Here is a 21,088-nt window from a genome sequence, read left to right on the forward strand (position 1 = left end):
GCTTTCTCTCCTATTGAACATAGAGGACCGATCCACCAATCCATTGCTGGCGTCCTGCCTGCCCCCCGGATTTGGTTGTCGCGGTTTGTTGTTGGTTGATTGGAATCGGAGATCCATCGCTGACTGTCTGAACCGGAAGTTCAGTCACTCCAGACGACAGGTGTCCCATATTGTTGGGTGCAACATTTGATTTGGCGCGCTTGCCGCCTTTCAGCGTATTGTCAAAGCCGTAATAGGCATTCGTGACGCGAGCCGTGTAGTTGACCGTCTCGGAGATCGAAGGAATGCCGCCCGTCTTCAGCACGCGGTCCTCGCCAGAATTATAAGCCGCGACCATCAGCATGATGTTGCCGCCAAATGTAACGTTGAGGTCATTCAGGAAGGCGATGCCACCACGGATGTTCTGCGCTGCATCGCATATATCGGTGACGCCATAGTGCGCCGCTGTGGCAGGCATCAGTTGCATGATCCCGCGCGCGCCGGCACTGGAATTAACATTCGCGCCAAAACCGGATTCTTGGTCGGCAATCGCCAGTGCAAGTTTGGGGTCGGCCTTTTGCCGCTCTGCCTCGGTCTCGATCATGGACTTTACGGTCGCAAGGTCAATTTCGCTGTCTTGGCAGCGCCCAGCCGATTTAGGTGAAATGTCCGAAGTGCCTGACATGATAGAGCGAACAGCTGGCTGAGGCACTACGTTGCCCGCCTGGCCCTTTGGCGAGGCAGTTACAGGAGACATCGGCATAATTATATTCGCTTGCGGATGCGAAGCCTCCGATGCGCTCAGAGTAGAAGCCTCGATAACCCTTTTCGTGATCAAATCGGAGTTTTGATCTTCGATGACAGAAACTGGGACCGGGGAACTGTCGGGGATCATAGCCGTCGACGCTGCTAAAGCAGAACCGCTCATTGCCAACGCTGTTGCTCCGATAGCCCACCCCGATCGAACCATATTGCCTTCCTCACCTATTAATTCTACAAAAAGGTTATGTATCAGCCTAATTCTATTGGCGGATATTGCCCTAAGGTGTCTGTGTGATCCGCATGATAACGTCGGATTGCCAAACATTGACGAAGTTCATTATCATATATATATTGAAATATAATCCTAGCAACAGATATTTTTGGCATCAAATGAGGGATCACATGAAAATACTGGGTAGTGGCTTATTGGCATCGATTGGTGCGGCAGGCCTAATGCTGACGGCGAGTGTTCCATCCCAGGCAGCCGACGCCTCATGGGGCTGTCAGGTACTTCTCTGCGCCGCCTCTGAAACTCCGTCATGGCACGGTGTGCCCTACTGCGTTCCACCGATGCAAAAGCTGATCGCAGCGATGTCGCTCCCCGGTTTCTCCTGGCCAATTTGCAAAGAGGGTAACGCGGGTAAACCTGGACTGGAGCCTTACGAGCCTTGCCCTGAGGGGTGGTCCCCAACCAGCTCAGATACCTCAAGCGGGCATGGATCAAATTCAGCGCAAAATGTCTGTACGCGCAATCTGGGAAGCTGCGGATCTAAGGCAGCTCGCGATGCAGCAAAAGCGTCGAGCGAGGGTATCGCGACGAGAGAAGTTTATTCAGATAGCGGCCACAACGGATCGTCTTGTGAGCTCATACAGACCCAAGAGCGGAAAGTTCGTACCAAGCCTTATTACTTCGACATTCCGAACAGTAAGGGCGTTAAACAACGCTTTTGGTTTGATTTGAACAAGTAGGCATCGGTCCGGACGAAAGTTCAAGAAAAACAGTAACATGATCACCACGGTAGGTACCATCCAGATCGTAAAAATGCTACTTGGGCCTTGCGAAAAAGGAGCTGTCCACCATGCGTAATGATGAAATTGAGAAGCAAATTCGAGACGTATACTATTTCGATCCGGTCATGCCTTACGGGCCTCAAGGGGCTGGACCGGTTGGACCGGCAATACTTTTATTGGGCGCGTTGGCGACGGCCGGACTTTGGGTCAATGCTCTCGTCCAATGGGTTATGGCTGTCACTTCCGATCCAATCACACGGCCCTATGAAACAGTCATCATCGCCGTAATGGGCTGCATCGCCGCGTATTTTGCCTGGCGCACCGTGCGTATGGCCTATCTCATGACCTGCGCACTGTGTTTTCTCACCTATGACAGCGGTCGCAAGATCCTGCATTATCTCCAAAGGAAACTACGATGAATCCAAGGTTTCGATTAATAATGTCGGCGATCCTGATCTCGACAAGCATTCCAACCCTGCCTGCACACGCCGACGACGGTTACAAACTCAATCTCCAGCTCACCACTAAGAACGCCAGCGAAGATCCCGACAAAGTATGGGATACGCAGGATCTGGTCGCGTATGGAAATCCACCTCGCCATCCAGACATCTATACGGCTCGTATTATAACGCCGTCGGGTGAGTGGTTGTTGTCGCAGACGTCAGGCGATTGCAATATGCAGACCATGTGCACGACATTGCTTGTCCACAAGTCAAGCGATGGCCAAACAACGGTGGTCGCCAACCCTCAAGTTATGCTTGGCGGAACCGCAATCCTTTCTCTGAACTACAAAAAGATCACGACACAGGAATTGGATGAGGCTGCTAAGCCCTTCACCGGTACCTATGATGTGAAGACCAGCAAATGATCAAAATCAGCTCCATTTTCGCAAATGCTGGTTTTCTCCTGGCCATGACAAGTACGATTGCCTTTGCAGGCGAAAGCGCGATCAGTCTGATGCGCGCCGGTATGCCGAGCAACTGCGCCGAGTACGCGGAGAATGTTTCCAAAAGCGAGGGAAGCTTTTCCAGCGTCTCTCCAGTCGTGAATGGTGTGACCTGTTACGGCGCATTCCAGTTCTGCAATAGCGGCACATTCCAGGAATTCTATAACGGCACACCACAACAGTTTCTCAATGATCCGTCCGCTCAGGTCGCAGCATGGATACCCTACCAACAGAGAGAATGGGCCAAGGCCCAGAGAAACGGCATGACTTCCGCCATAGGAAAGGAAGTCTGTTACAAGGGAACCTGTGCCAACGTTACACAGTCATCAATCCTGAAGGCCTGCCAGTTCGGATGCGGCAAAGGCGGAAAGCTTGACAATCTTGTAAAGAGTGGAATGGATTGCAACGCGCCTGGAACCGCCGACGGTGCCGGAACAAGTGTGTGCAAATATCTGGTGTCTGGAGCTGGGTATGATGTCAGTTGCATCACTAATTCGAGCGATGGCACAAATTGCATTGCGCTGGCGAAGCCATAACTCGTCCGAGGGACGACTTGTCCGCCCTCTCAGCCCGTAACCATCTATAATCTGCAACGTGGAGTATGCAAATTGAAGCGATCATTCACAATTGCTGCCCTATGTGTGGCACTCACCTCTGTCTCATCCCACGCACAGGAGACAGAAGGCCCAAAGACCAATGGTTCCGCTCAAGTGTTCCGGATCCCTGAGAGCAATGTATCGTTCCTCACTGGTGATACCTGGCAGCAAGGCAAACAAAAACTTCGCCTCTATGGCATCCAGTCCTGCATCCGTGGAACGATCTACACAGACAAGTCTGGTTTGAAGCAAGATTGTGGAACGGTTTCGCTCGCAATGCTCGCAGCCATCATACGAGACACCAAACCCACCTGCTCGCCCATAGCGCAATTGCCTGCGGCCAAACCTGGCGAAGAACCAACAATACTCGTGGTATGTTCCTCCCACGTGGGAGATCAGTCTCTCGACCTTGGCACGGTCCTCATCACCCAGGGTTTTGCATTCGCGGCCTTTTCAAACGACGCTAAACCTGTCTACATGCCCTACCTTGTGGCAGAAGCCACGGCAAAGCAGTCTAAAGCGGGTCTATGGGCATATGCCGATATGCCTCATCCCAATCTGGTACTGTTTGGAGCGATGCAGAGCAAGACACAGAAGCCATGACAAAATCGAAGAATACAGAATACCTCGAAAAATGGCGGGCAGAATCTCTGGAACCAGGGCATATGGAGACCAAGTTGTTTATGCCGCGTGAAGACCATGAAAAAGTGGTCGCAATGGCACAAATGTTGGGAGCACGAATACCGGTTGTTCTCGGGCAACTCGTACTCGCCGGAATGGCAGCCATGGCCGGACGAAATACAAAGCCTATGGAGCCGATCGCCACGCCAGTTCCGCCCCAACCGACAGACCTTTCGATCCTGATCGAGATGATCGATAAATCGCGGTTTCATAAGGACACTGGTGCAGCCCGCTATCGACAGATCGCCTTTCTAAATCGCCTGGCGGCAGCAATATATCACGGTCAAAGACCGACGATTCAAAGCTTGGCCAGCAGTGTTGATTCACACTACTCGCAGCTTGAAATACTATCCAAGGCTTTGGAAAAACGTGGAGTAGTTGTTCGTCAGCACGTTCCCGGTTTGACCAAAAGCCGCTCGGGTAAGGTTCTTTACATTCGCGAGGACGCTATTGATGCCTTGAACAAAGCGCACCTTGATGAGGTAGGGTATCCACTGCTGCCGCTGGAAAATCACTTCGCCGATGTGCCCGCAGATAATTCATAAGAGCAGCCTTGTGCTGTTCGAGGCGATGCAGAGCAAGGTTCACAAACCATGACAAAGCCCAAGTATTCGGAATACCGTGAAAAATGGCGGGCAGAATCCATTGAGCCCGGGCATATGGAAACCAAATTGCTTATTGCTCGTGAGCACCACGAAAAAGTGGTTGCCATGGCGCAAACGCTAGGAGCACGAATACCTGTCGTATTCGGCCATTTAGTTGTAGCTGGTATGGCCGCCATGGCCGGCCGACCGCAAAAACCTATGGAACCTCTGTCCTCACCCGTGCCCCCACAGCAAACGGATTTGGCGATACTTAATAAGATGATAGATAAATCCCGTTTCGCGAAAGATACGGGTTCAGCTCGATATCGTCAGATCGCCTTTATTCATCGCTTGGCTGACGAGATATCCAGCGGTCGAAAACCGACAATCCAGAGCATGGCGAGCAGTGTGGATGCGCACTACACGCAGCTCTTGGTTTTGTCAAAAATGTTGGAAATGCGCGGGGTGATCATACGCCAACATGTTCCCGGATTGACCAATTCTCGCTCAGGTAAAGTGCTCCATATCCGCGAAGACGCCATTAACGCGCTGAACCAAGCCCACATTGATCAAGTCGGCTATCCGTTGCTGCTGCAGGAAAACAACGAGCCTGTGCGCTTGTGCTGAGATTGTTGTGATTCAAGGCCGGCGCTTCTTCAGCGCCATTTCAATTGTGCCCGATGCGGTCTTAGCTGTCATGTTGTCGGGATAGCCGGGAGGTGCGACGATCTTTCCCTGCTCGACATAGCGACGTATCAAATCGACCTGTTTCACCGAGGCCGCCGGCGCAACATAAGCCCCGCGCTCGTCTGTCTCTCGCGGACCAAGAAAGGCTCTGCAGGCTTCCGCTGACAAGAGCATGGCTTCGTCAATCGGCGCTGCGTCGCGCTTGGACTTCGAGCGCACGGCAAGGATCAAGTTTTCTGAAGGTTTGATGGGCACCGCGATAGCCAAGCTCGATAACTCTTGGACGAGCTGATCGTGGAATGCAGCAACCGCAGGCCGGTAGTGTTGCCTTCCATTGGCAATCAGATCCAGTTCTGCTTCGACGCGGCGGGTAAAGTCCAGCTCCATGAACGCAAAGCGGCCGGACATCATATCCACAACCGCTTCGCCTTTCTCAGTTGGCACAAGCATTTTCTGCCGGATCTTCGCGTATTCGCGATTCATGATTGTGCTCATGATCGTTGCATAGGTGGATGGCCGTCCGATCCCCTCGGACTCCATCTTCTTGATGAGCGAGGCCTGGGTGTATCTCTTGGGCGGCTTTGTCTCTGATGCCGTTAGTTTGCCCGCATCCACCAATAGCTCCTGTCCCACGACAAGCTCGGGGACCGGATTAATGCCGTCTTCGGTTTCTTTACCCTCATCGTCCATCTCTTCATCATGTGCGTGCAGTTTTGTCCAACCTGGTGCAATCAGTGTGCGGCCGCGGGCTTCGAATGACAGGGCTTGGCCATTTAGCGAAAATCCCCCGAGTATCGCTACCCTCACCGAATATCGCGCGTCCGGCAACTGAGAGACGATGGCTCGTATCCGAATTAATTTGTAGAGCGCCTGCTGCGGAACCGTCTCGCCGGCAACGGCAACATCCCAGTGTGTTGGTGTTATCCCCGGATGGCCGGCTTGAGCTCCGTCCTTTGCTGGGAAGGTCCGGCGCTGATCTATAACCTCCAAGCCAAGTTTTTCTGCCTCGATCTGAATGAGGGGAAAATCGTCATCGGTGATATTGGGATTATCTGTGCGGTGATAAGTGATATGCCCCTGCTCGTAGAGTGCTTGTGCGGCCGCCATAGAGGTTTCCGGATCCAGATCAAGCTCAACACTTGCCGCCTGTTGCATCGTCGACGTCATGAATGGTGGATGTGGCGAGCGTCGCGTCTCGCTTGATTGGCAGGACTGGACACGAACAATGCTGCAGCCGGCAACCGCCTGCGCGTACGCTCTGTCAAGAAAATGCGGCTGCTCTTCTGTAACGAAGCCTGGCTTCAGCTGCCATCTCGCGGTCCATGCCCTACCTGAGTTTTCGAATGTCAGTTCAACGCCGAAGTGATTGATCTTCCGGAAACCGCGAATGGCGCGCTCGCGATCGACAATGATCCGCACTGCAAGGCTCTGTACGCGGCCAGCAGTCAGCTTGGTCCCGTGGCGCCTGCTGATCTCTGGACTAACCATGTAGCCCACAAGCCGGTCCAGGACGCGGCGGGCCTCCTGTGCCGCCACCACCCGGACATCAATCAATCGAGGTGCTGCAACGGCTGCAAGAACTGCATCAGGAGTTATTGCATTGAATGTCACCCGTTTTGGATCTTTCAGGCTGAGAACTTCTTTCAGGTGCCAACTGATGCTTTCCCCTTCCCTGTCCGGATCGGTCGCAAGCAGCACCTCATCGGCCGAGGAGATGAGGTGTTTGATGCGATCAACAACGCTTTGGCCGCGTTCGGATAGGACGTATGTGGGACGAAAGTCGGGTGCTGATACGGCTATCTCATTTGTGGGCAAGTCGCGAACATGGCCAATACTGGCAACGATCTTATAGTCAGACCCGAGAATGGATGAGAGTTTTTGCACTTTGCCTGGCGATTCAATGATCACCAGCTTCATTCACCAGCCTCCGCTTTCCAGACTGCGATTTTTTGGTCTATCATCAGCCTGAACAAGCGTTTGGTTTCGACTGCTTCAGCATCAACAAGTTTTTCCCACCTTAGAAATCTATCTAAAAGTGAATGGCGATGTCGTTCGTTCAAATCGCCAAGTGCGAACATCACATCGGAGAAAGCGATCAAGGCTGCTTCCGAAACAAAGGACAGTTGGTTAGCTGCCAACCATGCAGGCTTGCGATCTTCTGATCGACGCTCGAAAGAAACGAGTGAGGCATGCGAGCGCGTCATTGCGGGCACTCCAATAGCTTGAGATGCATGATCATTTGAACTTAGATCACCTGTGGCGAATTTTGATATATGTTGCTCCAAGAACAATTCTCGAATCTCACATCCAACGCCGGGGTGGTTATGCAATGAAACTGGGATCGAATACGCCTTTAAAGCGGCCAATGCAGCTGACACTTGCATACTATAGAAACGCTATAGCCGAAGATTAAAAGAATGGCAACCCCAAAAGACACCCCATTTGGTCGAGTGGCTTTCACCGCTTTCACGATGAAGCAGATCTTGGACAATCCGCTGGAAGGCGAAACGCCAACGTCCAGGATGAAGCAGATTGGTATGATCAACCTGATCTACCAGATGCAATTGACGAACATTGAAACAACCATAACAAACATTATGAACATATCGCGGCTCAGCAGGGATGCGGTGTATGAAAGCACCACACCGCTCTTGACCAGAAAGCTATTGCTGGAAGAGCAAGTCCTCAATACTGCAGGCCGGGGTCGCGCTTATCGGCTGGTTATTCCGGAAGAGATATTTGGATCGGGGCCGTTCCTGACACTGAATCCAGGGAAATCAGAATAGCGGCATACAGCGTTTTAACCATTTCATTTTAAAAAATGCATACGCGAACTTCTTGCTAAGGGGCTTTCGTTCGCACATAGTCTTATTTGCCGTCAAAAGGGGTGGAACGTGATTCGGCGTTCTCGACCAAACACGCACAAATTCAGATCAATCAACGGAGAATTGAGCCCATAAAAGCAAAAAAACCGGCGCGAAGGCCGGATTTTTCTAGGTTGAAACAGCTACGGAACTCCAATTCCGCATTGCCCAAATGTCATAGGCAAAACTAGCTGTTTCATCCCGACATTGCAAGAGGAAAATGCGCTTCGTGCCACGGATTTGCTTGCTTAAAGCAAAGGTGAAAGTGGTGACTATTCATAACCAATTGACTACATGGCTGCACGGTTTGACGACCGTTAGCCAGATCGATCTTTATCAAACCTTCTTATGGCGAGGTCTCGCTGAGGGTCAGCTGAACGATGCACAGGCCATCGAACTTACTGAGGCGGCTGCAGCCAAGCGTGAAACGTTCATGCGTGCTCGCGAGCAAAGGAGGCCACCCGCCGGCACATATTTTCCCAGACGGGAACTCACCGGTCAGTCCAGGAATAAGGCGGCTTCGGGTGTTCGATGTTCTGTTAGATGGGCCAGAAAGCGCCGATTAGGGGACATGGCTGCCCTACCCCCTCACCTACGCGATCTTTTTACGGAAGGAGAGCGGGCGGTATTATATGTGATAGCGTCGGATTGCCGACAACACGGAAGCTGCCAATGTTCGGTGAAAGAAATCGGAGACCGTGCGGGGGTTGGTGCGACCACAGTGCGAAATGCGCTTCGACGGGCTAAGGATCAAGGAATAATTGGCATAACGGAGCGCCCACAGTGGCGCGCAAAACACCTAACCAATGTGATTTCCATCATCTGCGAGCGCTGGCTGTCTTGGCTTAAAAAATTCCGGCCAAATCTCGGGCTAAAGTTTGAACAGATAGGGTTCAAAATACCGAAGGCCACAGAAACCTACGGTTATAAATCTTATAGCAGACAGCCTAAATGCAACCGTTTGGCCGGCCCTACGGGCGGCATCCTGCCGTTTGCTGGTCGCAAACCAGCCTCCGGTTGACGGCTGACAGAGACAGTTATGAAATGTTGTGCCCAGTCGAACGCAAATAGGCTACGAAAAATAGCCTAGCGGTTCGGTCGGTGATCTAATAATCGGCCAAATAGCGCGTTTCATCGACAATGCCGCAAGCTTGATAGAAAAATCAGTTGCGACAAGGTCGATCAGCGTTGATGGCATTTTCTCTGAGTTGGTGTGTTTTCGAGGAACCTAGCCCTTTTGCGACGCCCGGAGGCATCAATCCGCTTTCCTATCGTACTTGGGTCTTATTTTGATGCCCTGTGCCCATCGATGTAAAAACCCATCAATTCGGCAAATTGATTAGAACATTGAGGTCATCAAGTATGGCTGTATAGTCGCCGATCTGAATACCGTGTTTCAAAAAAATGTCATCCCAGACTTTACTGCTGGTGGCGGTGTTGTGGCATTCAGTAGCGACAACTAGAAGGACGCCCAATAGCTCAATGGAAGATATGTTTTTTCTAGCCTGAAGTGACAAGGCACCATTATCGTCAATGCAATACCTACATATACGACTATAGATATCTAGCTGTTCATTAAGCGGGCCGTGCATGTTTGATTGTGCTCCAGAAAACATGTTTCTTCCGTTAGGTTTCATGACAATACCGAACGCAAACTTATTCTCAGGAGTCCCACCATTAATAGGTATCACGTCGATACCTATTCCTAAATTTTTGGAGCTTTGTCAGATTGCCGGAGACGACCGTTTTCCCCGCATAGGTGCCGCGTTGATACCTATTTTCAACGTAGCGAGGCTGATACAGTCAAGCCATGGATGATATGCACCTGAAAATGAGCAGTGTTTTGATAATCGAGGATGATTATTTCTACGCAGATTCGCTCAAGCGTCACTTCAGAACGTCGGGTTGGCAGGTTATCACAGCCGAAACATTCCACGCCGCACTCGCTGCGATTGAAACAGACGTTTTTGACCTCATTATCATTGATCCTGGCCTGCCTGACTACGGTGTCGAAATGGAATCAAGAAATGTCCGCCTGGCTATCGTTGACAGTATAATCAGCACTACACCCAAGGCGGTACATTTGGTTATCACTGGGCGATTCTCATCTGACGAGGCGGAAATTTGTAGAAGCTTCGGTGCCAAAGGGTATCTCGGCAAGAATCGGCTCAATGCCCCCACCCTCGCTAGTATTCTAGAGCTCATGACACGCTCTGAATTTGTCTTGCACAGGGGAAACGAGACGATAAGTAACGCATCCCCTGGTTACCACCATCCATTTTTGTCGCTGTCAGAAGACGAATGCCTTCAATGGGTGGAAGATCGACCAAAAGGAATGAAACGCAACGAACTATTCGTCTTGATGGCGAAGCACTTCAAGATGAAGAGCCCCGAAATGGCTGAGCAAAAGTACAAGCGCGCACGTAGCAAAGTGATCGCACACGGCCGCCATTTCGCGAACAACAACGAAGTCGTGGAATAAGGATTTTAATTCATCATGCATCGAGGCCCAATCACCATCCTTTCCGGATTGGTGACTTTTTGTGTAGTAGCAGCTGCTTACGCAGTTAATCTGGATCCCAACGTCCTGGCGGTTGAAGGAGATCCCGGGCACCCTCGTGCCATTTACCGCGAAGCCGATCTCGCCAAGTCCTTTACGCCTCAGGAAATTACCACCCGGACACCCTGGTCCAATGGCGTTGAGCGTACATATCGCGGCTATTCCCTTCCTGAGATCCTCGCCAAGAATGGGCTAGCCGATGTGAAAGTTATCACAGGCGTTGCACCCAATGATTTCGCCGCCAGAATCGATGTACGCGAGATCTTCAAATACCAACCCATCGTTGCATCACAAATTATCTGCGATGCAGCAGAGGCTCGAATGGGCAAGTGTACTGAAGGCAGGTACCGACCACTCGAGGCGGATGATTACGGCCCGTTCTTTGTTGTGTGGCCGTTCGACAAACTGCCGAAGGCTTACGAACCCAATGATCACTCCAGATGGATATGGTTTCTGTCCGAACTTCGGGAAGACGAATGAGCGAAACCAGCCAATCGAAGATATTTGGTGTTAGTGAGTGCACAGCAGTAAATGGCGGGCAGATCAATTGATGCGTTTTTTGCGAGCATATGGGGTGTATCTGCTCGGACTTGTCTTTGGCATTTCTGTGCTGATTGGCGTTTCTTCATTTCTTCGAACAGATATGAACCGCAGTCGAGCCTATGACATTGTTGCCGAAGTCAATGAGGTTCAATGGCGATCGAGCCAGGCGCGTGAGAAAATGGTCAGTATTATGGGATGGGCAAGATTGGCCGCTCGTTCCAATGACCAGGAATATCGTTCGAAAATCCTACTCGACGCCAATTTTCTGGCCATCAATACGAAGACACTCGTAAGCCTGACCTACGTCAAGAAAATTATGCCGCAAGTCGATGTCGATCAGATGAGCGCTCTACTTGAGTTGGTAAACAAGCAGATCAAGCCCCAGCTCGAACTTCCTAACCCAAACTATGACGGCATCGTATCTGGACTTGAAGAACTTTGGCCGCGGATTGTTCTAACAACCACCGGCAACCTGGGGAACACACAGAAACGAACTGCGGATCTCGAGCAGAAGGCCTTGTATGATAATTTTTTTCTTGCCTTCGTGTTCGCCTTCGCCATCGTGATAATGGTTACCATAATGGCATTGGTTACTCACCGCAGTAAGTCGCTCTATAATGACCAGGTTCGGCAGTTTGCCCTGTTGTTTTCCCATATGACCTTCACAAGAATTAGCGGTCTGTCGATGTGGATGCATGAGACATTGTCACCAGAAGATAGACCAGATCCTGCTTTGCTCGACATGGCACGAAAACGCATAGATGACTTATCAGTTGTCACTGATTGGCTTGCGCGTATCGCTTATCCAAAGTTCGATCGTGACAACACGCCCATCGTCGCTTTGAGTACAATTCTTGATGAAATGGTTCGGTCTAACGTGGCAATGCTGCGAGCCGATGCGAAAGCAACCCAGTTGCTCGTCCCACAAGGCCAATTCCATCTTATGCTCCAGGAACTCTTGCGTAATTCCAAGGACGCCGTTGACGGTGTTGTGAACCCAGAGATCATCATCAATGTTCAAATAGGGCACCGGTGGTCATTTGGCCGTGACTTGATCATCTCGATTGAAGACAACGGAATCGGCATGACGTCGGATCAAATTAAAAAAGCGACAACGCCATTTTTCTCTACCAAGGGTGAATCTCGTGGCCACAGCGGACTTGGTCTAACCGGATGTGCGCGATTGATCCAGACTATGGGGGGGTCCCTTGCAATTCAATCAATCAAGGGCAAGGGAACCAAAGTCACCCTGCGATGCCCGCTGTCACATCTTCCTGCAATAAGATGGAAACACACATGAACAACGTTATTAGGTTCGAGAGAAAGCGAGGAATCGAAGAGATATTGTCTGAGCTGAAAGGTCGACTTGACCGCATCGAGGTTCGTAATCACGCCCTCCATGAACAGGTTGAGTGCATAGAAACATCAGTCCGATCTCCAGATGCTCTTCTCAGAGTAGAACGAGGAAACGTAGGTCTCCGATTTAAGGATGCGCGCATCCTTGGTACTTACCGCGGTAAACGGTGGGCCTATGCCTGCAATGTGACTGGCAACAAGCATGATGCTTTACAATTTGCGCCTCTCAGGGTTGGAGATCTTATCCTCGAAGACTGGCCATTTTCAGAAGAAGCACGATTGATCGAGAGTTGTTGGAACCAAATTACTAAACACAATGAAACAATGTTGCCTCAGCATCGCAACAGCTCGTGGTGTCACAACGATCAGCAAATAGACAATTACGGTCCCGTGGCGTTCGCCTCAATATCGTGTGACGCTTACGAAGCCATTTGTGTACTGTTCAACTATCTAACCATTCGCCTTACCATTGGCTCCATTGTCCATATCGAAAAATGGTCGACTAATCCTGCTCAACCCAATCCGGCTGTTGAGGTGGGTTTCAAGGAGTGGCTAGGCCGCAATCCTCGTTTCAAGTTGAGATTGAGAGAAGAATGCGACCGACGTCTCAGTTTTATCGTGGTGGCGTGCTAGGATTCGCAATCAATGTAGGATTTGCGATTCCCAGGAGGCATGTATTCAATGCAGTCATAAGGTTAACGTGCATTGGCCTGCCCCAACTGATATTCGCGGGCGACTTCGCTGCGGGTGAAAACTAGGCACGCGCCGTTGGATGCGCGCGGGTCGTAGGCAAAGCCCTTGGCAGCAAGTGCCGCCATGATTTCCCTCACGCCAATCAATCCATACAGGTGGTCGTGAAGTTCTACGAAAATGCGCTCAATGCCTGGGAGGTTTGCATGAACAAGAAGGTCGTGTTCAGCACCTTCAATGTCCATGACAACGACGTTAATCGAGTGCTTGGTAATGAACTGATCAATGTCACCGGAAATCAGATCGATAGTGGTTTCGTATGGCCCCTGATTTTCGTACACCGATGACATCCAGAGATCGCTTCTAATATAGAATTTGAAGCGTTTTGGATTGCCGGCGGTCAGTAACCCAGTTGTTAGCTGAACGTTTTTGTGACCGTTCGCTTCAACTACTCGCGCTGCCAATTGTGATGTTGCTGGGTTGGCATCAAAAGACCAGATGAGCGAACCCTCGACACCTGCAATTGTCGAAGTGACGACACCCAGACCGGTTCCCAATTCCAGTACCCTGTCATTAGGTTGAACAGCCTGCGTAACAAGTTGCACTTCATTGGCCTCGTAATCACCCTTGGTGAGTGCTGCCCAAATTGTAGGTGACACTTCGTCACTATTAAGGGGAATCGTTACGCCATGTACCACGGGATACGCCATCTATAACTCCATTTAGTAGCAAGCCACTCTTTGAGAGTTTGGCGGTGCTTTCATGCCTACATTGCCGTCTAAAGTCGCATCGATGCCCGCCTGACAGGCCGTATGCGTGATTCTAACTTCACGTCCGCCTTCCCATCTTGATAGTCAAGATTCGCATTAGTCTACTGATGGCCCTGCGATTTGGATTTTCTCCCATCCTCATGAAACGGTGATGCAAGAAGGCATCAATTTCTCGTATCGACACGTTAGCCAAATCCGGACCATATTGAGTTGTCAATGCAGCTTCCATCATATCAAGATCTTGAGTAGTGGGGTTGTAGCCGGACGTGGTGACAGCCAACGGAAGTGACTGGTGTATCAGGTATCTAGCCAATTTGGATAACTCCGGATCAATGTCCAAATCTGCCATCAAATCTCCCACGTGCTCTTCGGCAGCATAACGCACTTATGCCTTCGATGACGGAATAGCATTATATCGCAAACCGCAGAAGTGTGACTTGTTGGGCAAGGACGCGGACTCCATACAACCATCACACTGCCCTTCCCGTACAATGACAAGTTTCTTAGGCGTCGGGCACAATTGATGCCAGGTAGACAATCTCTGCAGTTATGTTGTTTTGGAGCCTTACAGAATCAGCGTTAACCTTTCGTTAACTTTAAACTTCTTGCGGGATTTCACGAATCGGAGCTAAATGCGATTTCTTAGCGAATTTCTATCAATAATCGCATAATGGAAAATACGCCGATGAATATCGCATCTCCCATAGTTAACTCGCTATCTGACTTTGATGAGCTGATACTCAAACAAGGCGGTGATTTATCCAAGCGCTTGCAAAAGCATCGTCTCGAAAGCTTTCCGCCAAATGCACAGAAGTCGCTTCGTTCATTCTCACTTGCGGAAGCCGCGGGCTATCTCGGAATTAGTGCTGGCCACCTGAAGAACTTGTCTTTGGAAGGTAAGGGTCCAGAGCCGGCACTGACCTCGACGGGTCGTCGGTCGTATTCGGCCGAACAAATGCTGAGTATGCGGCACTACCTCGACAAGCATGGTCGTGCCGATGTCAAAAAATACGTACCGCATCGCCGTGGCAGCGAACACTTACAAATCATTGCAGTTGTGAATTTCAAGGGCGGTAGCGGAAAGACGACGACAACGGCCCATCTTGCTCAACACCTAGCACTAACGGGACACCGTGTGCTTGCTATTGATCTCGATCCACAAGCATCCTTGTCGGCCCTCCACGGCTTTCAGCCAGAGATTGACAAGGATGACAGCCTCTACGAAGCCTTGCGATATGACGCCGACAAGAAGCCGTTGTCTCAGCTTATTAAGCGCACGAACTTTCCGGGCCTCGACATAGTGCCCGCAGCACTGGAGCTTCAGGAGTTCGAATACGATACTCCCCTGATTCTGGCCGAGAAAGGCACTCGTGCTATGGGTCAGGTATTCTTCACGAGGCTGGATTCTGCACTTAGTGAAGTGGCTGACGACTATGATGTGGTTGTCTTGGATTGTCCTCCTCAACTGGGATACCTTACGCTAACCGCCCTCTCCTCTTCGACATCTGTTCTAATAACTGTGCACCCGCAAATGCTGGACGTCATGTCGATGTGCCAATTTCTTCTGATGCTTGGCGAAATCCTCAATCCGATCAAGCGCGGCGGGGGTAACATGAATTTAGACTGGTTTCGGTATCTGGTGACACGCTATGAACCAGGTGATGCGCCGCAGTCCCAGATGGTTCACTTCATGCGCTCATTGTTTCGCGATTATGTTTTGAAAGCTGAAATGCTGAAAAGCACGGCAATATCAGATGCCGGCATTACGAAACAGACACTGTACGAAGTCGAGCGAAACCAGCTCACGAGGTCCACATACGATCGAGCTATGGAATCCTTGAATTCAGTGAATGGCGAGATCACGTCGTTGATTCATCAGGCATGGGGGCGAGCATGATGTGGCAATCAAACATGCAAATCAACGAGTTTACGGCTGTAAACCTTGCCCAGCTGCTTACAGAAGGATCATAGTCAATGGCACGCAAAGGCTTGATGGCTGGCTTGCTTGAGGAAGATGAGTTTACAGCTGTAAACTCGGAAGAACCGCATGTTCAAAGCCCTCGATCTGGACGAGGCGCTTTCGGTATGATGAGCCGAGCCGCCGATGAAATGGCGAACAAAGTCGAAGCTGCAGAAGAAATTGAAAAGCAGTTATTGATTGGCGACACTGTTATCGAACTTGATCCGAATGAACTTGAAGGATCGTTCATCACGGATCGTATCGCGGATGATCGGTTTGAAGAACTCGTACAAGCAATTCGGGAAAGAGGGCAAGACTCCCCCATCTTAGTACGGCCGCACCCGACGGAGGCCGGCAGGTTTCAGATAGTCTTTGGACATCGACGCACTAGGGCCGCCAAAGAGTTAGGGGTAAAGGTAAGAGCCGTCGTCAAGGCGCTTTCTGATAGAGAACATGTCATTGCGCAGGGTCAGGAAAACACGGCGCGCGAGGATTTGTCGTTCATTGAACGCACCATGTTTGCATCTCGCTTGGTAGGGCTTGGATTTGACAATCCGACCATCCTCTCAGCACTGGCAACCAATAAGACCGTTCTATCAAAGATGATGTCGGTCGCATCCCAGGTGCCAGAGACGATACTTCAAGCCATTGGTGCCGCAAAAAATATCGGCCGTGAAAGATGGTACGAGCTTTCAGTTAGCTGCCGTGATCCCGGATATCGAGAACGAGCTCAGGTTATAGCGGCCTCAGAACGGTTCACGGCAGCTTCGTCCGATGATCGATTCAACATGCTACTCAATCTTGAAATTGCGGATGCCGCTAAGGAGGGCGAACAGCCATCTACTGTTCCCTCGCCAGCTCGACAATGGTTCGCACCCGATAGATCTGTGCAAGCGGTCGTGCATCAAAAGGGCAAAAACTTCAAACTATCAATGAAGTCAGATGTTGATCAAGGGTTTGGAACCTATCTAACCGATAACCTTGATCAATTGTTCGAAGCATATCTGGCATCGAAAACAGAACTGGTCAGGAGATAAAACGCAAAAGAAAAAGGCCCCCAAACGTTGCCGTCGTGGAAGCCCTTCTCATCTCTTAAGCAAAGATAGAATCGCATTTCCTCGAATCACTGTCAATAGTTTTGAGCGTCAGCATGGCGGGTGGACTTCTTTTGCCTAACTGAAAGGCGAATGAACATGCAAGGAAATGCAATCACGACGCCCTTTGGGCGGCGAGCGATGTCGCTTGTCCAACTGAAATCGCAAACACAGGCCAAAGAGCTGCCGGCGGGAAAGTCCGCGGATAAATGGCAGGTCTATCGTTGGCTGTGTGAAGGCAAGGATATCGTCGGAGTAGGGGACCGTTCACTTGCGGTACTCAACGCGCTGCTATCCTTCCTGCCGGACAATGAGCTCGCTGAAGGAAGCGGGCTCATTGTTTTCCCGTCCAATACGCAATTATCTCTCCGGGCACACGGCATGGCCAATGCGACGCTTCGCCGTCACCTGGCTGCACTTATCGAGTGCGGGCTGATTACCCGCAAAGACAGTCCTAACGGCAAACGGTACTCACACAAGGATCGGGGAGGGGAGATTACCGATGCGTTCGGATTTTCCCTCGCACCATTGCTTGTACGCTCAGAAGAGCTTCGGGAGGCCGCAGAGAGTGTTCGGGCAGCGGCGCGGGCGCTGAGGCTTGTTCGCGAGCGCATGACGCTCCACAGGCGCGATATCGCCAAATTGATAGAGGTAGGACTTTCAGAAGAGGTTCCGGCCGACTGGCAGGGCATCTGGACGCGTTTTCGCACAATCGTAGACAACATTCCCCGTAAAGCGTCACTCGGTGCTCTGGAACCAATTCTGTGCGATTTGGCAGTCTTGCACGATGAAGTGGCTATCCTTCTGGAAAAACACGTTAATGCTGAAAATATGACTGCCAATGAGTCTCATATTGATCTGCAGCAACAGAATTCAAAACCCGACTCCTATTCTGACTTTGAACCTGGCTTGAGAAAAGCCCAAGGGGCAAAACCTGCACTCAAATTGCCGGTGAGAGAAGATGCCCGAAAGACCTATCCGCTAGGACTGGTGCTGAAAGCCTGTCCGGAAATAGCCGATTATGCGCCGGCCGGGATCTCGACCTGGTCCGATATGATGCGAACCGCGGCACAGGTCAGGGGAATGCTGGGTATTTCACCTTCGGCCTATGAGGAAGCCCTTGATGCGATCGGCCATGAGAACACCGCCATCGTTCTTGCCTGCATCCTGCAGCGATCGCAGCATATCAGCTCGGCCGGGGGTTACTTGCGTGTTTTAGCCATGAAGGCGAGGGCAGGGGAGTTTTCCGTCGGGCCAATGCTGATGGCGGCTTTAGGGAACGTTCGTGTTGTAGACCTGCAGATAGCCAACTGATGCCCCGCGTCAACTTGTTTCAGCCAAGGGGCGAGGGGGCAAGCCCCATCCCCAACCCCTTGGAAGCATACACTTGGGTTTCCTGGAGCTTCTTCACATCATTCGCCCGTGAACTGGCTTCGCTTCTTTTGTGCAGCATTATTAGCCCCCACTGGCCCGGATCTACGCATCCATACGGGCGGGTGATCCCTCGCCCCCGGTCTCGCTTGCGATGCCACAGAAGCAGGAACGGGATTAGAGGTTTTCAATCACATGTAAAGTCCGTGGAGACAGCGGCATTAATAGCAGATCAGGATTTGATGCATCCCTGATCCGTAGGGCTTCATCATGCGGAACCATCAAAACGGCGTCATGTATGTCGGCAAGTTCAGGAAGTCTATTCAATCCGTCAATGAGCGCGGGATGTAAGGCATCTGTATAGTACACGATCCAAAACGTGCGCGTCCTTACGATTTCTGCTGACGATAGATTATTGAGAATGTAGCATTCTGAGCCAGGGCGCTCAGACCTATTAATGTATTTTGTTATACCAGCATCAGCTGAGATGTTGATTTTTTTGCTGCCGAACAGCAATTCCATCATCCTACGAATGAGACTGGAGGCTTGATCGGACTGGGACCCAGCCTCGTGTGACCAATGTTCGTCGCCATTATCCTCCCTCTCTTTCGCATTCTCTACATCGAGTAGGGCTTCAAGCAATGTGAATCTCATCGCCTTTGCGTGTGAATCTGCTGTACCTACTGCGAGATGGCACCCTTGGCATAAGGCTTCAAAGAATTGGGGATAGCAAACTGTACTGGACAAGGCCTGCCTTGCTGTCACATCAATGGCCCGCTCGAGTGCAGCCCGTTTGGGGCCAAAATGCTGCCCTTTGCATAGCTCGACATCTCTACCTGTATGGAAATGTGATCTAGTAAATACTTCTCGCATTCTGACAACCTGACCGGTGTACGACCATAAGGAGCAATTTCAATTAATGGTGCTGTGAGAAAATGAACGCCACAATAGGCGAGTTTATAGAATTTCGTAAAGTACAGTATTTATTATATAATTTGTTTCATGTGGAATGGAAGCTTCTACTCACTACGCCTTAAGCTGCCAGATTTTCAACAAACAAGCTGACCGTGTGAGCATTCAGTCGAATAGCTTAATCTGAGAGATTTGTTTGCAATCAGATACAGCAGCCCCAAGCGCACAACCGTACTGGAATTGCAGGACGGCATATTCAACTGATCGTTTTCTGATAGCTGCCGACTTTGTACAATGTGTCGGTGAGAGGGGCAAATTGACCCGACCGATAGAGCCGAGTAGGTGCCGTGGTGATACCTAAAAACCATTGTTGACTTGTGCCAAGAGTGTATGACGATTGATATCGAAACCTAAATATCATCGGCAATGCATTGGTAAAAGGGTCGACATTAGGGCGTGCACCGGAAAATATTCTACGGCATGAAAAATAATGTCAGCTATAGTTGCTGTATGTATACGCTATGAAGTGGGGAAGTGATGAGTTTGAAGAATAAGATTGTTAAGAGTAAATACTCGCACCCGGTTACATCTGTTCTTCATTTTTCTTACTTGGCTCTCATATTCGTTGTTGCGTCGGTAAGTCCAGGGAAGGCCGAAAACGCGCCGCCTATTCCGTTAGAGAAGAGCCAGCAGGCACAGCAATCCATTGCCGATCTCAAATTACTTGCTGAGCGAGGTGAGAGTGAAGCGCAGGCCAAGCTCGGCATAGCATTTGAGCATGGGCAGGGCATCCAGCAGGATTTTTCCCAAGCGGCATCCTGGTACCAGAAGGCTGCAGCGCAAGGTGATGCCATTGCCCAGAATAATCTAGGCAAATTGTACAGCACTGGGGAAGGTGTTCATCGAAACGCACAAGTGGCAGCCGACCTGTACCAAAAGTCTGCAGAACAGGGCAACGCTTTAGCTCAGGCCAATCTGGCAAAGGCTTACTTCAGGGGCGAAGGGGTCACCAAAAATTATCCTCTCGCACTGGAGTGGTATAAAAAGTCTGCAGAACAAGGCAATGCCTTGGCGCAAGCGAGCTTGGGTTATGCGTATGAGGTCGGCGAGGGTGTTCCAGCTGACATGCCAATCGCTGTAAATTGGTATCAAAAGGCCAGTCAAGGTGGGGACACCATGGCGCAAACCAATCTTGCTCGGCTCTATTACACCGGACAAGGTGTTCCTCAAGATTTGAATGAAGCAGTCAAATGGTATTTGTCTGCTGCAAATACTGGAAATGCCCTGGCGCAATCAGCAATCGGAGCGATCTACGAAACGGGCACGGGTCTACCTCGTGATCTCGGTAAAGCAGCCGATTGGTATGAAAAAGCTGCTGAACAAGGGGTAACAGTAGCAGCGGGCAATCTTGCCAAAATGTACTTCAACGGTGCCGGCCGCGGTCAGGACGATCACGGCGCCGTGCATTGGTGGAAAGTTGCTGCCGAACAAAAAGACGCTGAATCCCAGTACAATCTCGGCCTTATGTATTTTTCAGGACGCGGGGTAGAGCAAGATTATGAACAAGCTGCGCATTGGTGGAAAGAAGCTGCAGCGTTGGGGTATGCGAAGGCCAGCACTAAGCTGGAGCAAATTAAATCCATGGGATTGATCAAGTAACGTAAACACTCATGTATCCAGGCAGCCAGGGCCCCGGATATATTCATCCGGGAAGAGCAATAG

The 21,088-nt window shown here is 50.7% G+C and carries 21 protein-coding genes; 15 read left to right on the forward strand and 6 right to left on the reverse strand.

The annotated features are described in order from the left end of the window. Positions 1 to 10 precede the first annotated feature (10 nt). A complete protein-coding gene (locus tag ACIQWS_RS24105; RefSeq protein ID WP_223615604.1) occupies positions 11 to 907 on the reverse strand; it encodes a lytic transglycosylase domain-containing protein in 897 nt (298 codons plus the stop codon). 913 nt (positions 908 to 1,820) lie between these two features. Between ACIQWS_RS24105 and ACIQWS_RS24110 the strand changes: the two genes are divergently transcribed. From ACIQWS_RS24110 to ACIQWS_RS24135, 6 genes are all read left to right on the forward strand, one after another. Beyond that, positions 1,821 to 2,171: a hypothetical protein gene (locus ACIQWS_RS24110; protein ID WP_223615603.1), complete on the forward strand. Its 351-nt coding sequence runs from the start codon at positions 1,821 to 1,823 to the stop codon at positions 2,169 to 2,171. Further along, complete coding sequence (locus tag ACIQWS_RS24115) at positions 2,168 to 2,620, forward strand: hypothetical protein (protein WP_223615602.1); 453 nt, start codon at positions 2,168 to 2,170, stop codon at positions 2,618 to 2,620. The genes ACIQWS_RS24110 and ACIQWS_RS24115 overlap by 4 nt, the downstream gene beginning before the upstream one ends. Continuing rightward, on the forward strand, positions 2,617 to 3,234 hold the full coding sequence (locus ACIQWS_RS24120) for an acyltransferase (RefSeq protein ID WP_223615601.1): 618 nt from the start codon (positions 2,617 to 2,619) through the stop codon (positions 3,232 to 3,234). The genes ACIQWS_RS24115 and ACIQWS_RS24120 overlap by 4 nt, the downstream gene beginning before the upstream one ends. 72 nt (positions 3,235 to 3,306) lie before the next feature. Next, entirely contained in the window at positions 3,307 to 3,897 is a 591-nt protein-coding gene (locus ACIQWS_RS24125) for a thermonuclease family protein (protein ID WP_223615600.1), read from the forward strand. Beyond that, the gene (locus ACIQWS_RS24130) at positions 3,894 to 4,520 is read left to right on the forward strand and encodes a hypothetical protein (RefSeq protein ID WP_223615599.1); all 627 of its coding nucleotides are present in this window, start codon (positions 3,894 to 3,896) and stop codon (positions 4,518 to 4,520) included. Before ACIQWS_RS24125 ends, ACIQWS_RS24130 begins: the two co-directional genes overlap by 4 nt. Before the next feature lie 48 nt (positions 4,521 to 4,568). Next, positions 4,569 to 5,186, forward strand: coding sequence for a hypothetical protein (locus ACIQWS_RS24135; RefSeq protein WP_223615598.1), 618 nt, complete (start codon positions 4,569 to 4,571; stop codon positions 5,184 to 5,186). A 12-nt stretch (positions 5,187 to 5,198) separates the two neighbouring features. On the opposite strand, the gene topA is transcribed toward ACIQWS_RS24135, so the two are convergent. Continuing rightward, on the reverse strand, positions 5,199 to 7,163 hold the full coding sequence (gene topA / locus ACIQWS_RS24140; RefSeq protein WP_223615597.1) for a type I DNA topoisomerase: 1,965 nt from the start codon (positions 7,161 to 7,163) through the stop codon (positions 5,199 to 5,201). Next, positions 7,160 to 7,450, reverse strand: coding sequence for a hypothetical protein (locus ACIQWS_RS24145; protein ID WP_223615596.1), 291 nt, complete (start codon positions 7,448 to 7,450; stop codon positions 7,160 to 7,162). Before ACIQWS_RS24145 ends, topA begins: the two co-directional genes overlap by 4 nt. Before the next feature lie 213 nt (positions 7,451 to 7,663). On the opposite strand from ACIQWS_RS24145, the gene ACIQWS_RS24150 reads away from it, so the two are divergent. From ACIQWS_RS24150 to ACIQWS_RS24170, 5 genes are all read left to right on the forward strand, one after another. Next, positions 7,664 to 8,032, forward strand: a complete 369-nt coding sequence (locus tag ACIQWS_RS24150) for a MarR family transcriptional regulator (RefSeq protein WP_223615595.1) — start codon at positions 7,664 to 7,666, stop codon at positions 8,030 to 8,032. A gap of 1,888 nt (positions 8,033 to 9,920) precedes the next feature. Further along, entirely contained in the window at positions 9,921 to 10,592 is a 672-nt protein-coding gene (locus ACIQWS_RS24155; RefSeq protein ID WP_223615594.1) for a response regulator, read from the forward strand. A gap of 15 nt (positions 10,593 to 10,607) precedes the next feature. Beyond that, entirely contained in the window at positions 10,608 to 11,150 is a 543-nt protein-coding gene (locus ACIQWS_RS24160) for a hypothetical protein (protein WP_223615593.1), read from the forward strand. Positions 11,151 to 11,187: 37 nt separating this feature from the next. Then, positions 11,188 to 12,513, forward strand: a complete 1,326-nt coding sequence (locus ACIQWS_RS24165; protein WP_223615592.1) for an ATP-binding protein — start codon at positions 11,188 to 11,190, stop codon at positions 12,511 to 12,513. Next, positions 12,510 to 13,202 (forward strand): hypothetical protein, encoded by a 693-nt coding sequence (locus tag ACIQWS_RS24170; RefSeq protein WP_223615591.1) that lies wholly within the window; start codon positions 12,510 to 12,512, stop codon positions 13,200 to 13,202. Before ACIQWS_RS24165 ends, ACIQWS_RS24170 begins: the two co-directional genes overlap by 4 nt. Before the next feature lie 62 nt (positions 13,203 to 13,264). Here the strand turns inward: ACIQWS_RS24170 and ACIQWS_RS24175 are convergent, their stop codons facing one another. Then, the gene (locus ACIQWS_RS24175) at positions 13,265 to 13,969 is read right to left on the reverse strand and encodes an FkbM family methyltransferase (protein ID WP_223615590.1); all 705 of its coding nucleotides are present in this window, start codon (positions 13,967 to 13,969) and stop codon (positions 13,265 to 13,267) included. A 118-nt stretch (positions 13,970 to 14,087) separates the two neighbouring features. Next, the gene (locus ACIQWS_RS24180) at positions 14,088 to 14,378 is read right to left on the reverse strand and encodes a hypothetical protein (protein ID WP_223615589.1); all 291 of its coding nucleotides are present in this window, start codon (positions 14,376 to 14,378) and stop codon (positions 14,088 to 14,090) included. Between the two features lie 336 nt (positions 14,379 to 14,714). On the opposite strand from ACIQWS_RS24180, the gene repA reads away from it, so the two are divergent. The 3 genes from repA to repC all read left to right on the forward strand — a co-directional run bounded on the left by repA (position 14,715) and on the right by repC (position 18,397). Then, positions 14,715 to 15,926 (forward strand): plasmid partitioning protein RepA, encoded by a 1,212-nt coding sequence (gene repA, locus ACIQWS_RS24185; protein WP_223615588.1) that lies wholly within the window; start codon positions 14,715 to 14,717, stop codon positions 15,924 to 15,926. 77 nt (positions 15,927 to 16,003) lie between these two features. Continuing rightward, a complete protein-coding gene (gene repB / locus ACIQWS_RS24190; RefSeq protein ID WP_223615587.1) occupies positions 16,004 to 17,026 on the forward strand; it encodes a plasmid partitioning protein RepB in 1,023 nt (340 codons plus the stop codon). A gap of 156 nt (positions 17,027 to 17,182) precedes the next feature. Beyond that, positions 17,183 to 18,397 (forward strand): plasmid replication protein RepC, encoded by a 1,215-nt coding sequence (gene repC / locus ACIQWS_RS24195; RefSeq protein ID WP_223615656.1) that lies wholly within the window; start codon positions 17,183 to 17,185, stop codon positions 18,395 to 18,397. Positions 18,398 to 18,631: 234 nt separating this feature from the next. Here the strand turns inward: repC and ACIQWS_RS24200 are convergent, their stop codons facing one another. After that, positions 18,632 to 19,327, reverse strand: coding sequence for a hypothetical protein (locus ACIQWS_RS24200; protein WP_223615586.1), 696 nt, complete (start codon positions 19,325 to 19,327; stop codon positions 18,632 to 18,634). Positions 19,328 to 19,903: 576 nt separating this feature from the next. Here ACIQWS_RS24200 and ACIQWS_RS24205 point away from each other — a divergent pair. Next, complete coding sequence (locus ACIQWS_RS24205; protein WP_223615585.1) at positions 19,904 to 21,025, forward strand: SEL1-like repeat protein; 1,122 nt, start codon at positions 19,904 to 19,906, stop codon at positions 21,023 to 21,025. Positions 21,026 to 21,088 lie beyond the last annotated feature (63 nt).

The sequence above is a fragment of the Phyllobacterium sp. NPDC097923 genome (assembly GCF_044760925.1).
Lineage (GTDB): Bacteria > Pseudomonadota > Alphaproteobacteria > Rhizobiales > Rhizobiaceae > Phyllobacterium > Phyllobacterium calauticae.

Excerpts from the sequence above, each read along its gene's own strand:
- ACIQWS_RS24105 (WP_223615604.1), bottom strand. The coding sequence starts at position 907 with ATGAGCGGTTCTGCTTTAGCAGCGTCGACGGCTATGATCCCCGACAGT.
- ACIQWS_RS24110 (WP_223615603.1), top strand. The coding sequence starts at position 1,821 with ATGCGTAATGATGAAATTGAGAAGCAAATTCGAGACGTATACTATTTC.
- ACIQWS_RS24115 (WP_223615602.1), top strand. The coding sequence starts at position 2,168 with ATGAATCCAAGGTTTCGATTAATAATGTCGGCGATCCTGATCTCGACA.
- ACIQWS_RS24120 (WP_223615601.1), top strand. The coding sequence starts at position 2,617 with ATGATCAAAATCAGCTCCATTTTCGCAAATGCTGGTTTTCTCCTGGCC.
- ACIQWS_RS24130 (WP_223615599.1), top strand. The coding sequence starts at position 3,894 with ATGACAAAATCGAAGAATACAGAATACCTCGAAAAATGGCGGGCAGAA.
- ACIQWS_RS24135 (WP_223615598.1), top strand. The coding sequence starts at position 4,569 with ATGACAAAGCCCAAGTATTCGGAATACCGTGAAAAATGGCGGGCAGAA.
- topA (WP_223615597.1), bottom strand. The coding sequence starts at position 7,163 with ATGAAGCTGGTGATCATTGAATCGCCAGGCAAAGTGCAAAAACTCTCA.
- ACIQWS_RS24145 (WP_223615596.1), bottom strand. The coding sequence starts at position 7,450 with ATGACGCGCTCGCATGCCTCACTCGTTTCTTTCGAGCGTCGATCAGAA.
- ACIQWS_RS24150 (WP_223615595.1), top strand. The coding sequence starts at position 7,664 with ATGGCAACCCCAAAAGACACCCCATTTGGTCGAGTGGCTTTCACCGCT.
- ACIQWS_RS24155 (WP_223615594.1), top strand. The coding sequence starts at position 9,921 with ATGGATGATATGCACCTGAAAATGAGCAGTGTTTTGATAATCGAGGAT.
- ACIQWS_RS24160 (WP_223615593.1), top strand. The coding sequence starts at position 10,608 with ATGCATCGAGGCCCAATCACCATCCTTTCCGGATTGGTGACTTTTTGT.
- ACIQWS_RS24170 (WP_223615591.1), top strand. The coding sequence starts at position 12,510 with ATGAACAACGTTATTAGGTTCGAGAGAAAGCGAGGAATCGAAGAGATA.
- ACIQWS_RS24175 (WP_223615590.1), bottom strand. The coding sequence starts at position 13,969 with ATGGCGTATCCCGTGGTACATGGCGTAACGATTCCCCTTAATAGTGAC.
- ACIQWS_RS24180 (WP_223615589.1), bottom strand. The coding sequence starts at position 14,378 with ATGGCAGATTTGGACATTGATCCGGAGTTATCCAAATTGGCTAGATAC.
- repA (WP_223615588.1), top strand. The coding sequence starts at position 14,715 with ATGAATATCGCATCTCCCATAGTTAACTCGCTATCTGACTTTGATGAG.
- repB (WP_223615587.1), top strand. The coding sequence starts at position 16,004 with ATGGCACGCAAAGGCTTGATGGCTGGCTTGCTTGAGGAAGATGAGTTT.
- repC (WP_223615656.1), top strand. The coding sequence starts at position 17,183 with ATGCAAGGAAATGCAATCACGACGCCCTTTGGGCGGCGAGCGATGTCG.
- ACIQWS_RS24200 (WP_223615586.1), bottom strand. The coding sequence starts at position 19,327 with ATGCGAGAAGTATTTACTAGATCACATTTCCATACAGGTAGAGATGTC.
- ACIQWS_RS24205 (WP_223615585.1), top strand. The coding sequence starts at position 19,904 with ATGAGTTTGAAGAATAAGATTGTTAAGAGTAAATACTCGCACCCGGTT.